Annotated in this window: 13 protein-coding genes; 9 read left to right on the forward strand and 4 right to left on the reverse strand. The window is 72.0% G+C overall.

Translation table 11 applies throughout. From position 1 onward, the window contains the following. The first annotated feature begins 10 nt into the window (after window positions 1–10). The 4 genes from ACZ7CH_RS38915 to ACZ7CH_RS38930 are packed head-to-tail and all read left to right on the forward strand — an operon-like array spanning window position 11 to window position 3523. Window positions 11–1030, forward strand: a complete 1020-nt coding sequence (locus ACZ7CH_RS38915; protein WP_470376236.1) for a taurine ABC transporter substrate-binding protein — start codon at window positions 11–13, stop codon at window positions 1028–1030. Beyond that, window positions 1023–1817, forward strand: a complete 795-nt coding sequence (locus ACZ7CH_RS38920; protein ID WP_470376237.1) for an ABC transporter ATP-binding protein — start codon at window positions 1023–1025, stop codon at window positions 1815–1817. Before ACZ7CH_RS38915 ends, ACZ7CH_RS38920 begins: the two co-directional genes overlap by 8 nt. Then, complete coding sequence (locus ACZ7CH_RS38925; protein WP_360387988.1) at window positions 1814–2668, forward strand: TauD/TfdA dioxygenase family protein; 855 nt, start codon at window positions 1814–1816, stop codon at window positions 2666–2668. Before ACZ7CH_RS38920 ends, ACZ7CH_RS38925 begins: the two co-directional genes overlap by 4 nt. A 54-nt stretch (window positions 2669–2722) precedes the next feature. Next, a complete protein-coding gene (locus tag ACZ7CH_RS38930) occupies window positions 2723–3523 on the forward strand; it encodes an NAD(P)H-dependent oxidoreductase (protein ID WP_470368427.1) in 801 nt (266 codons plus the stop codon). Here ACZ7CH_RS38930 and ACZ7CH_RS38935 read toward each other — a convergent pair. Then, entirely contained in the window at window positions 3502–4026 is a 525-nt protein-coding gene (locus ACZ7CH_RS38935; protein WP_458434429.1) for a mycothiol transferase, read from the reverse strand. The genes ACZ7CH_RS38930 and ACZ7CH_RS38935 overlap by 22 nt on opposite strands. Window positions 4027–4171: 145 nt before the next feature. Here ACZ7CH_RS38935 and ACZ7CH_RS38940 point away from each other — a divergent pair, with 145 nt between their 5' ends. Further along, window positions 4172–6259, forward strand: a complete 2088-nt coding sequence (locus ACZ7CH_RS38940; protein ID WP_470376238.1) for a putative bifunctional diguanylate cyclase/phosphodiesterase — start codon at window positions 4172–4174, stop codon at window positions 6257–6259. Window positions 6260–6350: 91 nt separating this feature from the next. Further along, window positions 6351–8078, forward strand: coding sequence for an alpha/beta fold hydrolase (locus ACZ7CH_RS38945; RefSeq protein ID WP_470376239.1), 1728 nt, complete (start codon window positions 6351–6353; stop codon window positions 8076–8078). 47 nt (window positions 8079–8125) lie between these two features. On the opposite strand, the gene ACZ7CH_RS38950 is transcribed toward ACZ7CH_RS38945, so the two are convergent. Then, window positions 8126–8815 (reverse strand): TetR/AcrR family transcriptional regulator, encoded by a 690-nt coding sequence (locus tag ACZ7CH_RS38950; RefSeq protein ID WP_360387999.1) that lies wholly within the window; start codon window positions 8813–8815, stop codon window positions 8126–8128. 148 nt (window positions 8816–8963) lie between these two features. Between ACZ7CH_RS38950 and ACZ7CH_RS38955 the strand changes: the two genes are divergently transcribed. Both ACZ7CH_RS38955 and ACZ7CH_RS38960 read left to right on the forward strand, forming a co-directional pair. Further along, window positions 8964–10328 (forward strand): MFS transporter, encoded by a 1365-nt coding sequence (locus tag ACZ7CH_RS38955; protein ID WP_470376240.1) that lies wholly within the window; start codon window positions 8964–8966, stop codon window positions 10326–10328. A gap of 23 nt (window positions 10329–10351) precedes the next feature. Next, a complete protein-coding gene (locus tag ACZ7CH_RS38960; protein WP_470376241.1) occupies window positions 10352–10990 on the forward strand; it encodes an NAD(P)-dependent oxidoreductase in 639 nt (212 codons plus the stop codon). 11 nt (window positions 10991–11001) lie between these two features. Here ACZ7CH_RS38960 and ACZ7CH_RS38965 read toward each other — a convergent pair whose 3' ends face one another. Further along, on the reverse strand, window positions 11002–11646 hold the full coding sequence (locus ACZ7CH_RS38965; RefSeq protein WP_470376242.1) for a WD40 repeat domain-containing protein: 645 nt from the start codon (window positions 11644–11646) through the stop codon (window positions 11002–11004). Between the two features lie 86 nt (window positions 11647–11732). On the opposite strand from ACZ7CH_RS38965, the gene ACZ7CH_RS38970 reads away from it, so the two are divergent. Then, window positions 11733–13604, forward strand: a complete 1872-nt coding sequence (locus ACZ7CH_RS38970; RefSeq protein ID WP_470376243.1) for a DUF1996 domain-containing protein — start codon at window positions 11733–11735, stop codon at window positions 13602–13604. An 81-nt stretch (window positions 13605–13685) separates the two neighbouring features. Here the strand turns inward: ACZ7CH_RS38970 and ACZ7CH_RS38975 are convergent, their stop codons facing one another. Further along, window positions 13686–14645 (reverse strand): hypothetical protein, encoded by a 960-nt coding sequence (locus ACZ7CH_RS38975; RefSeq protein WP_470376244.1) that lies wholly within the window; start codon window positions 14643–14645, stop codon window positions 13686–13688. Between the last annotated feature and the right edge of the window lies 1 nt (window position 14646).

A 14646-nucleotide genomic window follows, 5' to 3' on the forward strand; every position in this document is an offset into this window, starting at 1 on the left:
AGGAGTCCCGATGTCGATCTCGCGCAGGAGCGTGCTCGCCCTGCTCGCCGCCGCCCCGGTGCTGGCCTCGTGCGGTGTGGGCGGCTCGTCGCCCTCCGGCGGCAAGGGCGTGCGGGTGGCGTTCCAGAACTTCGCCGACAGCACGCTGCTGGTGAAGGACCGGCAGGCGCTGGAGAAGGCCTTGCCGGACCACCGGATCACCTGGACCGCGTTCGACTCCGGTGCGAGCATCAACACCGCGTTCCTGGGCGGTGCGATCGACCTCGCGGTGATCGGCAGCAGCCCCGCGGCCGCCGGTCTCTGCCCGCCGCTCAGCATCCCGTACCAGGTGATCGAGCTGCTGAACGTGATCGGCGACAGCGAAGCGCTCGTGGTGCGCAAGGCCACCGGCATAACGAAGATCTCCGAGCTGGCCGGCCGCAAGATCGCCGCACCGTTCAGCTCCACCGCCCACTACAGCCTGCTCGCCGCGCTGGAGCTGGCCGGGGTGGACGCGGGAACGGTCACGCTGGTCGACCTCGAACCGCAGAACATCCAGGCCGCGTGGCAGCGCGGTGACATCGACGGCGCCTACGTCTGGACACCGGTGCTGGGCGTGCTGCAACAGGACGGCGTGACGCTCACCGACAGCGCGAAGCTCGCGGCCGCCGGCAAGCCGACGCTCACGTTCACCGTGGCGCGCAAGGAGTTCCTCGACGCCAACCCCGACGTCGTCGACAGGTGGCTGGCCGCGACGAACGACGCGCTCAAGCAGGTCAAGACCGACCCGGCGGTGGTGGCGGCCGCGGTCAGCCGGCAGATCGGCATCGGGGAGGCCGACGCACTGGCCCAGCTCGAGCAGAACATCTACCTCGACCACGACGAGCAACGCGGACCCGACTACTTCGGCACCGCGCAGGCGCCGGGACAGCTGGCGAACCGCCTGCGCGACACGGCGGAGTTCCTGCGCGGGCAGAAGAAGGTCGAGCAGGTGCCGGACCTGGCGGCGTTCCAGGCCGCGCTGCGCGTGCCGGGAGGCGGACGTGCGTGACATCTGCGAACTGCGCGGGGTCGAGCACGCCTACCCGACCAAGGCCGGTCCCGTGCCGGCGCTCGGCCCGCTGGACCTGACGGTGGAACCAGGGGAGTTCCTGGTCGTCGTGGGCCCGTCCGGGTCGGGCAAGAGCACGTTGCTGCGCCTGCTGGCGGGCTTCGAACGCCCGTCCGCGGGGGACGTGGCACTGCTCGGCCACCCGCCGGTGCCCGGCAGGGACGTCGGGGTGGTGTTCCAGCAACCCCGGTTGTTCCCGTGGAGCACGGTCTCCGGCAACATCACCACGGCGCTGAAGTGGGCGAAGGTCCCGAAGCCCGACCGCAGGGCGAGGGCGGCGGAACTGCTGTCGCAGGTCGGGCTCGACGGCCTCGGCCCGCGCCGGACCTGGGAGATCTCCGGCGGCCAGCAGCAGCGCGTCGCCATCGCCCGCGCACTGGCCGCACGACCGCGGCTGCTGCTGATGGACGAGCCGTTCGCCGCGCTCGACGCCCTGACGAGGGAACGGCTGCAGGAGGACGTGCGCGCGCTCGCCGGTGACGGCAGGTCGGTCGTGTTCGTGACGCACAGCGTGGACGAGGCCGTGTTCCTCGGCAGCCGCGTCCTCGTCCTCACCGACCGGCCGGGCCGGATCGCCCTGAGCCTGCCCGTCGACCTGCCCCGCCACGGCGTGCCGGCCGACGACCTGCGCGGCTCACCCCGTTTCGCGGCACTGCGCGGTGAGGTGTCCGCCGCGGTGCGGGCGACCCTGTCCTCCCGGTCCGACCAGCTCGTGGAGAAGTCATGACGCTCTCGTTCGAACCGCTGACGATCGCCATCGGCGCGCAGGTGACCGGCGTGGACCTCGCGGACGAGCTCACCGCCGGGCAGGTGGCCGCGATCCGCCGGGCCCTGCTGGACCGCAAGGTCCTGGTGTTCCGCGGTCAGCGGCTGACCCCGTCCGCGCACCGCGCGTTCGCGGCGTCGCTGGGCGAGCTGACCCCGGCCCACCCCGTGGTCCCCGGCCTCGACGACGAGCACCCCGAGATCTACGTGCTCGACAGCGGTGACGGCGGCAAGGCCCCGGAGTGGCACACCGACGTCACGTTCACCCGCACCCCGCCGCTGGGCTCCGTCCTGCGCGCCGTGGACCTGCCGCCCACCGGCGGCGACACCTGCTGGACGGACCTGGAAGCCGCTTACCTCCGGCTGTCACCACCGGTGCGCGAGCTGGCCGACCGGCTCGAAGCGGTCCACGACGGCCGCAAGGACTTCGAGGAGCTCCTGCACGTCCGGCAGTCCGGCGAGGGCAACGTGTGGGAGGGCGAGCGGGTCCGTTCGCTCGACCCCGTCACCCACCCGGTCGTGCGCGTGCACCCGGAGACCGGCCGCCGCAGCCTCTTCGTGAACCCCGGCTTCACCACGCACCTCAAGGACGTGTCGGAGGCGGAGAGCCGGGCCCTGCTCGACCTGTTCTTCGCCGTGATCGGCCGCCAGGAGTACAGCGTCCGCCACCGCTGGGCGCCCGGCGACGTCGTGGTGTGGGACAACCGCAGCACCGCCCATCTCGCCGTGGACGACTACGGCGACCAGCACCGCGTCATGCACCGCATCACTCTCCGCGGCGACCGGCCCGCCGGGGTGAACGCGCACGCATGAGCGCCGGACGCCCGCCTATTCCGCGTCCCGTCGTCCGCGGCTTCACTGGCTGTCATGACCATCGCTCACCCGCCGACGCCGAACACCGCCCTGTGGCTGTACGCCCACCCGCGCCGCGACTCGCTGAACGACCACCTCCTGCAGGCCGGGACCAAGGCGTTGTCCCAGCGGTACGACGTGACCGTCTCCGACCTCTACGCCCAGGGCTTCGACCCGGTGCTGTCCCGCCGCGACCTCGGCGACCTGGCCGACCGGCCGGGCAACATCTCCGAGCTGGTCGGCCAGGTCTACGCCGACGGCGGGCTGCCCGCGGACGTCCTGGAGGAACAGGCCAAGGTCGCGGCGGCCGAACTGCTCGTCGTGCAGTTCCCGCTGTGGTGGTACGGCCCGCCGGCGATCCTCAAGGGCTGGTTCGACCGCGTGCTCACCAGCGGCTTCGCCTACGGCGACCTCGATCCCGAGCTCGGCGTGCCCCGCAGGTACGGCGACGGCGGCCTGGGCGGGCGCAAGGCGCTGGTCGTGGTCACCGCCGGGGAGGACGAACGCTCCATCGGGCCGCGCGGGATCAGCGGCGACCTCGACTCCCTGCTGTTCCCGATCACCCACGGGGTGCTCTGGTACATCGGGATCGAGGCACTGGACCTGCACGTGGTGCACGACGCCGACTCGTTCGGCGCCGAGCAGGTGGAACGCGAGGTCGAGCGGTTGGTGACCAGGCTCGGCGGAGTGCAGGACGAACGGCCGCGGCTGTTCCGGCGGCTGCGGGACGGGGAGTACGCGGGCACCCGCGCGTTGCGCGAGGACCTGGCGCCTGGTCGCACCGACCTCGGGATTCACCTGGCCGATCGCGACTGACCACCGGCCAGCAGCCCGCGCACGAAGGCCGCCTGACCGACGTGCTGCAGGTCGTCCTCGACCACGCTGACCAACCGCACCGCACGGGTCACCGGCGGGTCCCACGACTCGTCGACCACCGCGGACAGCTCCGCCGGCTCCAGCTCGCGCAGGTAGGCCCGCGTCCGCTCGTGCACGGCCCGGTGGTACCCGAGCAGCAGCTCCGCCGTCGCGACCACCGCGGCGACCTGGCCGGCGTCGTGGCCGTAGCCGGTGTCCTCCTCCGGCAGCGGGAGGCCGAACCGCTCCACCCAGCCGTCCGCGGTCCACACCTGCTCGGTGCCCGCGAGATCGGCGACGTGGTCGTCCTGCACGCGCGTCAGGTGCCAGACGAGCCAGGCGATCGAGTTGGCGGAGCCGCCGAGGCGGTGCGCGAGGTCTTCGGTGGACAGATCTTCCAGGACACGCGCCACCGCCTGCTCGACGCGGTCGAACCCGTCCAGCAGCACGTCCATCGGGCTGATCTCGGTCATGGCCCCGAATACCCGCGGTGGCACCCGATTCCACCTGTCCCCGGTTACCCGAACGGCGGTTGCACCGTAAGCTTTTTCCCGCCGATAGTGCACATTCCGCTGGGACTGGGCAGTCGAACCCCTGGGGGCATCAAGCGTGACAGATCCGTTGCGCGCGGTTCGACTCCTCACCACCGCGTTCGCGTGGCTGGGTGGCGCCGCGCTGGCCGGCAACCTGCTGTTCGCCGGTGACGGAGCCGTGCGCTTCCCCCTGGCCGCGCTGGTCGTGCTGGTGCTGGGCTCGTGGTGGCTGCGACCGCACCGCGACGGCTGGGTGGTCGCGGTCGTGGAAGGGGTCGTCACGGCGGGTGCGGCCGTGGTCCTCCCCGCCCCGCAGCCCGTTCTCGCGTTCCTCTTCGGCACGACGACACGGCGCGCGTTGCACGGCGGTCCGTGGCGCTACCCGGTGAGGTCGCTGCTGGGGCTCGGCGGGTACGTGGGCGGGGTGTGCGTGTCGTTCGCCGGGCCCGGCCGGGCCGAGCCGGGTGTCGTGCTGGCCGCGGTGTTGCCGTTGCTGGGGCTGGTGATCGGGGCGTTCGCCCTGCACGAGACCGTTCGCGCCGTCCGGGCGCAGGAAGCCGCCAACCGCACCGTGGACGCGCTGCTCCAGGCCACCCCGATCGGGCTGGCCCTCCTCGACGAGCACGGAACACCGCGGCTGCACAACGACAGCGCCCGCCGGCTGTTCGGCTGGGACGATGGCGGCAGCACGGTGCCCTGCCCGCACGGTGCCGGCATCACCCGGTGCGCGGACGGGTGCGCGACCGCGGCCGGACCGGTCGAGGTCGAGACGGCCGGCGGGCTGGTGCTCGCCGTGCACACCGGACCGGTCGAGCAGGAGAACGGAGCCGAGCACACCGTCGTGGCCGCCGTGGACGTGAGCAAACGCCGGCTGTGGGAACGGGCGTTGCGCGACAGGGCCGAGCGCGACGAGCTCACCGGCCTGGCCAGCCGAGCGCACTTCCTGCACCTCGTGGGCGAGGCGGTGCGGGCCAACGCCCTCGTCGGGCTCCTCGTCGTGGACCTGGACAGGTTCAAGGACGTCAACGACGCCGACGGGCACGAGGTGGGCGACCGGTACCTCAAGGCGGCGGCCGCGCGGATACGCGCCGCCCTGCCCGCCAAGGCCGTCGCTGGACGGCTCGGCGGCGACGAGTTCGCCGTGGTCGCGCCGGGGTTCGGCGTGCGCGACACCGTGCGGCTCGCGAAAGCCGTGCTGACCGGTCTGAACGGCGCCCCGGAACCGTTCGGGGCGAGCGTGGGCGTCGCGGTGTCGCAGGCCGGTGCGGACGAGCTGCTGCGGGACGCCGACACCGCCATGTACGTCGCGAAACGGGAGGGCGGGAACCGGGTCCGCCTCTTCCGGCGGGAGATGGGGGAGCAGGCGCTCGCCCGCCAACGCGACAAGGCCGACCTGCGCACCGCGGTGGACGAGGACCAGCTGGTCGTGCACTACCAGCCGATCGTCGACCTCGCGACGAACGCGGTGACGAGCGCGGAGGCGCTGGTCCGGTGGCAGCGTCCCGGACAGGGGCTCCTCGGGCCGGACGCGTTCATCGGGCTGGCCGAGGAGACCGGGCTCATCGTGCCGCTCGGCCAGAAGGTCCTCGAAGCCGCGTGCGCCCAGGCCGTGCGGTGGAACGCCGAGGGACGCGCGCTGGGCGTGACGGTCAACGTCTCGACGCGCGAGCTGTCGAGCCCCGGGTTCCTGCCGCGGCTGCACCGGGTGGTCGCCACGACGGGGCTGGTGCCGGACCGGCTGACCATCGAGGTGACCGAGAGCGTCTGGGCCGACGAACCGGCCATGCGCAGCCTGGTCGCGGTGCGCGAGGCGGGCATCCGGGTGGCGCTGGACGACTTCGGCACCGGCTACTCGTCGCTGAGCTACCTGCAGCGCTACCCGTTCGACGTCGTGAAGATCGACCGGACGTTCACCAGGGAGCTGGGCGACAACGGCCGCACCGAGGGCGTGATCCGGTGCATCATCGCGCTGGCCGGCGTGCTGGACGCGAAGACCGTCGCCGAGGGGATCGAGACGCCGGAGCAGGCGGACTGGCTGCGCGACGCCGGGTGCTCCTACGCGCAGGGCTACCTGTTCGGCCGGCCGGCCGACGTGGCCGACTGGGACGCTCGGACGTCCGCCGCGCACAGCGGACCTGGTGCGGCACCGGGTCCGGCGCGCTGAGCCCGGCCGAAAGTACGAGGTGCCGTAGACGCCGCGTCGCGGGAACTGGTCGGATGGGTGGCGCCCGAATCCCCGTCGCGAAAGGACTGCCGTGCGCAGCAGCTCGACCGCCGCCGTGGTGCCCGCCGTCGTCACCACCCTCGTCCTCACCCTCACGACCGCGCCCGCCGACGCCGCACCCGACCCGTTCTCCCGGTACGCCGGACAACAACTGAGCTGGGGACAATGCGCGTTCACCGCGCAACCCGACGCGTTACCCGCCGAGTGCGCGCACATGACCGTGCCCAGGGACTGGGCGGCGCCGGACACCGGCCGGGACCTGGTCGTCTCGATCAGCCGGGTCGCCGCGTCCGGGGAACACCTCGGATCACTGCTGCTCAACCCCGGTGGTCCCGGCGCGCAGGGCACGTCGCTGCCCGGTTCGCTGGCGGCCCTGCAACCCCGGCTGCACGAGCGCTACGCGCTGATCGGCATGGACCCGCGCGGGACCGGAAGGGAGGGCGGCACCGCGCCGGACGAGCTGCCCGAGACGTGCGACGTGCCGATCGGACGGTTGTCGCCGCGCACGGACCTCGACGCGCGTGACCGTTCGGCGGACAGCACCACCGAGCACCTGAAGCAGCCGCGTGCCGTCGCGGAGGCCTGCCAGAGCGAGGCGATCACGCCGTTCATCACGACCTGGCAGACCGCGCACGACGTCGAACTGCTCCGCATGCTGCTCGGTGAGTCCAAGATGGACTACCTGGGCTACTCCTACGGCACGTGGCTCGGAGCCAAGTACGCGTCGCTGTTCCCGAAGAGCGCGGGCAAGGTCGTGCTCGACTCCAGCACCGACTTCCAGGGCCGCCTGCAGGCCGCGTTCGAGGCGTGGCCGCGGATCAACCAGCGGATGTTCGAGGGTTCGTTCCTGCCGTGGATGACGCGGCAGTTCCCGGAGGCCGGCACCACACCCGCGGAAGCCGCGGCCAACTGGGAGCGCGCCCGCCGGTTCTACGCCGGCGCCGGCACCAGCCCCGACCAGTTCGACGCGATCTTCACGGGCATGGGCTCGACGCTGCGCTGGGTCCTGGGCGCGCTGGTGTTCGTGCTGGGCGTGCGGGGAGCGAACGGCGAGACCACGCCGGCGGCGACCGGTTCCGCTCTTGCGCCGCAGCTGGACGCGCAGTCCCGCGCGGTGTTCGGCACGCCACTGGAGGCGCTGACCCCGGCGGTGGTGGCAGCGGCACTCGCCGACGACCCGTCCGACTACCTGCACGTCCCGGCGACCCGCTACGCCGTGGCGTGCGGTGACCAGCCGACCCGCTCGGCGGCCTGGTACCGGCGCCTGTCCGACCGGCAGGGACCGCGGTACCCGCTCTTCGGCTGGCAGTACGGCCTGGGCGAACCGTGCGCCTTCTGGTCCGACGCGCCGCGGCAGCAGCTGCCGGTGCTCCCGGCGGAGGTGGCCGGCCGGGTGCTGGTCGTGCAGGGTGAGCTCGACCCGCAGACCGGCTACGAGCAGGCCAGGTCCGCGGTGCGCGCGGCACCCGGCGTGAGCCTGGTGTCCGTGGCGGACAGCCCGTTCCACGGCCAGTACGGCTTCGAGGACGACCCCTGCGTCGACGGCGCGGTGAACGTGTTCCTGCTGCGCGGCTCCCGGCCGGGGAACATCACCTGCCCCGGCGTGCCGCTGCCGAACGAGACCGAGGTCCACCCGGTTCCCGGCCCGGTCGGCTCCGCACCGGCCGTCACCGCGGCGACAGCTCCCCGGCCGTCGCTCCCGGCGCTGCGCGCGTCCGTGCGCGCGATGATCAGCGACGTCAACAGGCCGTTGCGCTGACCGCGGTGAGCGCGTGGCGCGACGGTGCCGAGGCGGCCCTGCCCGGCCTACCGCGCGGGCCGGTCAGCCCCTTGCGACGCGAGAATCCCGTCCAACATGGTGTCGACGATCCACGCGCTGCGCTCCTCGTTGCTGCCGCGCACGAAGATCGCCGAACCGAGCGCGGCGAGCATCGGGTGCCGTTCCCGGTCGGCTGACTCGAGCGTGCTCACGAGGTCGCTGAGGTCCTGCCCGCCGTTCTCCCGGCGGCCGTCCCACTCCGCGGCCGCCGCGGTGGCCTGCTGCAGCAGCAGGTCGGTCGCCCGAGCCGCCGGTTCCGGCTCGACGCCCGCCGCCGTGAGCAGGCGCATCAGCAGTTCGATCAGGTCGAGGTAGTGCGGTCCGTCCGGCCACACGAACAACGCCGACCGCGCGATGCCCGCGTGGCTCGCCAGCATCGTCGAGTAGTCGGCGAGCACGCGGTGCAGCCGCCCGCGCCACGGCTCGGTCCCGTCCCAGGTCAGGTCGAGTGCCGCGATCAGCCGGTCGATCAGCAGGGAGCTCAGCTCGGTGGCGTTCCGCACGTACACGTAGAGCGATGCCGGACCGGTGTCGAGCGCTCCCGCGACCTTGCGCATCGTCACGGCCTGGGCGCCTTCGGCCGCGAGGATCGCCATCGCGGCGTCCACGATGCCGTCACGGGTCAACGCGGGTTTCGCCGGCCGCTCACGGCGGCTGACCGGCATCTCTCGGGCCATGTGACCAGCATAGCAACCGCCGAACTGGATCGTGACGAACATGTTCGTTACGATCGCGTTCGTCAGTACCGCTGCGAACGAGAGTTGCGCGCCGATGTCTGTTTCCGCAGTCCCACCGCCCGTCAGGGCGTCGAGGCGAACGCTCGCGATGACGCTCCTCGTCGTCCTGCTCGCCGACGCCATGGACCTGATCGACGCGACCATCGCCAACGTCGCGGCGCCGTCCGTGGTCGCGGACCTCGGTGCCGGGCCGAGCCTGATCAAGTGGCTCGGCGCGTCCTACGCCCTCGCGCTGGGCGCCCTCCTGGTCGTCGGGGGCCGCATCGGCGACCGCTTCGGGCAGCGCCGGACGTTCCTGGTCGGCCTGACCGGGTTCGTCCTGGCCTCGGCGGTGGCGGGGCTCGCCGTCGGTCCCGGCATGCTCATCGGCGCACGGGTCGCCCAGGGCGTCTTCGGCGCGCTGCTCATCCCGCAGGGCATGGCGATCATCACCGCGACCTTCCCGAAGGACGCGCTGCGCAAGGCCTTCGGCCTCTTCGCGCCGATGCTCGGCGTCTTCGCGGTCGCCGGCCCGTTGCTCGGCGGCGTCCTCATCGACGCCGACCTGTTCGGCCTGCGGTGGCGGCCCATCTTCCTGATCAACATCGTGGTCGGCGGCGTGGCGCTCGTGCTGGCGTTCCGCTTCCTGCCGGCCGTCGAGGCCGACCGCACCGCCCGGGTCGACCCGGCCGCGAGCGGGCTGCTCGCCGTCTCGCTCTTCGCCTTCCTCTTCGGCCTGATCACCGGGTCCGAGGACGGCTGGAGCGCCCTCGCGATCGGCACCACCGCCGCGGGCGTCGTCCTCTTCGCCGTCTTCTGCCGCCTGCAAGCCCGCGGTGAGCAGCCGCTCCTGGCCCGCTCGTTGCTGCGCAACCGCGGTTTCACCTCGGGACTGGTGATGGGACTGCTGGTGTTCGCGGCGTTCAGCGGCCTGATGTACGTCATCTCGCTGTTCTTCCAGCTGGCCCTGGGCTTCTCGCCGACCGCGACGTCGGTCAACCTGATCCCGCTCACCGCGGGCATCATGGGCGGCTCCGGGATCAGCACCGCGCTGCTGCCCAAGCTGGGCCGCAAGCTCGTCTTCGGCGGACTGCTCACCACCCTCGCCGGCACGGGAATCCTGCTGCTGGTGGTGAACGTGGCCGACGGCAACGCGACGTGGTGGCACAACGCCATCGCGACCGCCGTGATCGGCCTCGGCGCCGGCATCTGCTTCAGCACCATCTTCACCTTCGCCCTCGGGGACGTGGCAGCACAGGACGCCGGTGCCGCCAGCGGCTCGCTCAGCGCCGTCCAGCAGGTCGCCAACGGCATCGGCTCCGCGACGGTCACCAGCGTCTTCCTCGCGCTGATCACCACCAGCGGCAGCACCTCCGCCATGACCACGACGCTCCTCGTCGTCGGCGGCGTCATCGTCGCCTGCCTGGCCGCCGTGCCGCTGCTGCCCCGCACCGCTGCCGACACCGAGCACTGACCCGACCACCGCGAGGAAACGCCATGAGCAAGATCGTCGTCTTCGGCGCCAACGGCGCCACCGGACGTGCCATCGTCGAACAAGCCCGTCACGCCGGCCACAGCGTCCGGTGCGTCGTGCGCGATCCCGGCGCCTTTCGCCTCGCGCTGGGAGGAACGGCGTCAGAACTGGAGATCGTCAGGGGTGACGTGCGCAAGTACGACGACGTGCACGCCGCGATCTCCGGTCAGGAGGCCGTCGTCTCCGCGATCGGACCGTCCGGGCACCGGGCCAACGGCCTGTACTCCGCCGGTGCACGTCACTTCGTGGCCGCGATGACCGCGCACGACGTCGACCGGATCGTTGTGCTCTCCTCCAGCGGTGTGCGCCACGACGACCCCCACCACCCGCTGTGGTACCGCGCGGTCGCACGCACCGTCATGCGCGAGCTCTACGGTGACATGCAAGCGATGGAGACCGTTCTGGAACGCAGCACGGTGAGGTGGACCGCTGTGCGCCCCGCGCGGATCGTCGACACACCGCTCGCCGGGGACCACCGAGTCGGCGACGCCGAGAACCCCAGGGGTGGCACCACCATCAACCGTGACGACCTCGCCCGGTTCGTCGTGCGAGCGGCCACCGAGGACCGGTGGTCGCGGCGGTGGCCCACCCTGGCGCACTGAGGGGCGTTCTCTCAGCACGTCTCCTGGAACTCCAGGTCCGGCACGTACCGGCTCCACAGCTCACGATCGAGCCCACCGCCCGTGACGGCACACGCGGTCTCGTCCACCCTGCCGCGCAACTCGAACGTCGGCGCGAGGTCCCACAGCACGAACGCGCCGTTGTGACCGGCCGTCGCCAGCAGGTCGCCGGACGCCGAGAACTCCAGGTGGTGCACGGCACCACCGTTGTCCGTCAGCGCCGGGCCCAGCTGCTGGGGCAGGATGCGGTTGCCGAGGTCCCAGAGGAACACGCCGCCGGAGATGCCGGTCACCATGATGTCGGCGGACGGCGCGAACTGCGCCGTGACGGAGCTCAGGGTGCTGTGCGGTACGAGCGGGTCGCCGAGCCGGCGGGGGTGCGCGGGGTCGGTGACGTCCCACAGGCGGGTGCCGTTCGGGTCGCCTGGTCCGTGCTCCCACCTGCCGGCCGAGTCGCCGGAACCCACGGCCTGGCCCGCGCTCGTCGTCGTCGTGGTCGGTGCGGCGACGGCGGTCGTGGTCACGGGTGCTGCGCCGGTGCCGCGCACGACCGCGAGCACGCGGCCGTCGCGCACCTGCTTGACCGTCAGGACGCCTTCGCCGTCGAGCAGCTGGGCCGAGGTGCCGGTGCGGGTCACCGGCTTGTGGAAGTTCAATCACGGTTGAGCCAAGACGGGCCACCGTACGTATGCCTGGTCATGCACCGCATGATCGAGGAGGACGCATGACGCACCGTGAAGCCGACAGACGGAAGTTCCGCCTGATCGCGTCTTTGTCAGCGGTCGCGGTGGTCGCTGCGGGCACCGCGACCGTGGCACTGGCCGCGAAGGACGGTGACCCGGCGCCGCGCAGTGCGTTCGTGCCCATCGAGCAGGTCAACAAGAACGTGGTGAACCCCAAGGTCGGCCAGAACGGTGCCGCGGGTGTGTTCACGGTGGACTGCGGCACGAACGAGAACGGCAAGTTCAGTGCCGACAACCCGGTCGCCCAGCCGGGTCTGCAGCACGGTGCGCAGCACGTCCACGACTTCGTGGGCAACCTGTCCATCAGCGCCGACTCGTCCGACGAGAGCCTGGAGGACGCGGAGACCACCTGTCGCAACGGTGACCGCTCGTCCTACTTCTGGCCGGTCGTGCGCATCAACCCCAAGGCCAACCCGGGTTCGTCCGGCTCCAGCCCGGACAAGATCAAGGAAACGGGTCCCGGCGAGGTCGCCTGCCCCGGTGTCGCCGACCGCCTGCCCGCTGTGCCGCAGCGGGTCCGCGACGAGGTGACCAAGAACCTCCAGCTGCTCGAACAGCAGCTCAAGGAGGCCAACGACCGCGTCGCGCGCACCGACAACCCCGGCGACCCGAACTTCGTCAACAACGCGATCCTCGGCCCGCTGCGCAGCAAGCGCGTGGCCACCCTCGACCGCATCGCCATCGCCATCGGCCGGTCCGCGCGCAAGCCCAACCTGGTCAACCTCGCCGACTGCGACGTGCGCTTCGGCCACGGCAACCACGGTGGCGGCGGCCACAACGGGCACTCGACCGCGCCGCGCAAGTTCTCCGGCCAGGGAATGTCCCAGCAGCAACAACAGCAGGAGCAGGACGCCGCCACGCCGACGATCAAGTGCCCGTCGGTCCGCGGTGCGCTGCCCGGCGTGCCCGACCAGGCGATCGAGGAGGTGGACCGCAACCTCGCGCTGCTGGACAAGCAGATCGCCGAGGCCAACCAGCGGATCGTGACCACCAAGGGCCAGGGCGGCCCGAACTTCGTCGACAACGCCATCCTGGGGCCGTTGAAGGACAAGCGCGTCGCCACGCTCGACCGGATCGCGATCGCGATCGGGCGCAACGGCGAACGCCCGCAGGGGCTCGACCGCCTCGCCCGGTGCGGCCTGAACGGCGGCGACCAGGGCGGTAACAACGGCGGCAACAACAACGGTGGCAACAACGGCAACGGGAACAACGGCAACGGCAACGGCAACAACAACGGGGGCAACAACGGTGGTGCCACCACCACGACCGCCCCGCCCCTCGCCGCTCCCACCGGCCGCAACCTGGAGCTCGTCGGCAACGTCGGCAAGATCGTCCGCCCGGCCCAGGTGAAGATCGAGTACCGCGGCAACGCCACCAGCAAGGTCACCGGCATGCCGAAGTTCCTGAAGATGGTCACCGGTGACGCCAAGCCGACCAGCCGCGGCCCGGCCAACGCGCGCGCGACGTGGACCTGCAGCGGCTTCGAGGACCGGCTGTCCGACAAGTACGTGGTCTGCCCGCAGGGCAGCAAGGTCATGCGCGTGCACGACTTCGCGGGCTGCTGGGACGGTCAGAACGCCGACAGCGCCAACCACCGCGACCACGTCCGGTTCGCCGACAAGCAGACCGGTGCCTGCCCGCAGGGGTTCAAGGCCATCCCGCAGCTGCGGATCAGCATCTCCTACGACATCTCCCGCGACGTCCAGCAGAAGGGCCAGTACCAGCTCGACGCGTTCCCCGAGGAGAACCACAACCCGTTCTCCGACCACAACGACTTCGCCAACGTCAACTCCGAGCAGACGATGAACAAGATCGTGAAGTGCGTCAACGACGGCCGCAAGTGCCGGGAGTGACCTCCGGCTGAGCTCGCCCACGCGCGGGTGGTGCTCCGCGGACTTCACGTCCGCGGAGCACCACCCGCCTCGCAGGTGCTGTCAGCGCAACACGAAGACCCGCACCAGCCCCCACACCACGGTCAGCAGGAGGGTCAGGCCCGCCAGGCGGAGCGCAAGCCACCGCAGGTCGCGCTGCCGCCGTAATCGCATCGGCGCGCGTTCGTCCTCCAGGTGCGCGAAAACGGGCGCGAGGTGGTGCAGGAGCGCGATTTCGAGACTGGTGGCCCGGTCGATCCCGAGCAGCACCGGTGCCGCGGTCCAGTCCTCGCCGAAGACCAGCGCCGCCCTGATCGCCTGGTCGTCCGCCTCCGACAGGGGCGGGAGGTCCGGCAACGGGTGCGGGAACACCTCGGCCACCCCGGAGCGGAAGTGGTCGTACTGCCAGTTGTCGAACGGCAGCAGGACCACCAAGCGGCGCGGATCGGCCGTCGCCACCACCTGTTCCAGCTCCCACCGCAGCCCCGCGCCCCGTCCCGCGCCGACGAGCACCAGCCGGGCGCGGTCGAGGAGCTCGCGCACCGTCTGCTGCCACTCGTCCCCGACGTGGACGCGGGGCGCGCCGGCCGGCGGGAGGACCTCGCCTGGCCGCCCGATCGCCACCAGCGGCCCGACCGGCGCGAAGGCGCGCGCGAGCCGTTCCTCCTCGGTGCGGAAGTAGTCGAGCGCCGTGTCGCCGGTGCGCGCCAGCACGTCGTCGACCGCGAACGAGCGCAGGTAGAGCACGGGTGGCCGGGAGTCCGCGCTGAGCGCCGACCACCCGTCCGCCGCGATGGTCCGCTTGTAGCCGGTCCAGCACCTGACGACGACGTGCCTGCCGATCGGCTGGGCGATCAGCTGGGCCGCGACGAGGCCGGCGAAGTACAGCACGCCGCCGCCGAGCCGGTCGCTCGTGAGCGCGATCGCCACCACCACCGCGACGATGAGCAGGCAACCGGCCACCGCGCCGCAGAAGTACGCCACGGCGCGCAGCACCGAGCGGGCCGGCTCCGGCTCTCCCACG

The sequence above is a fragment of the Lentzea sp. NPDC037011 genome (assembly GCF_055607425.1).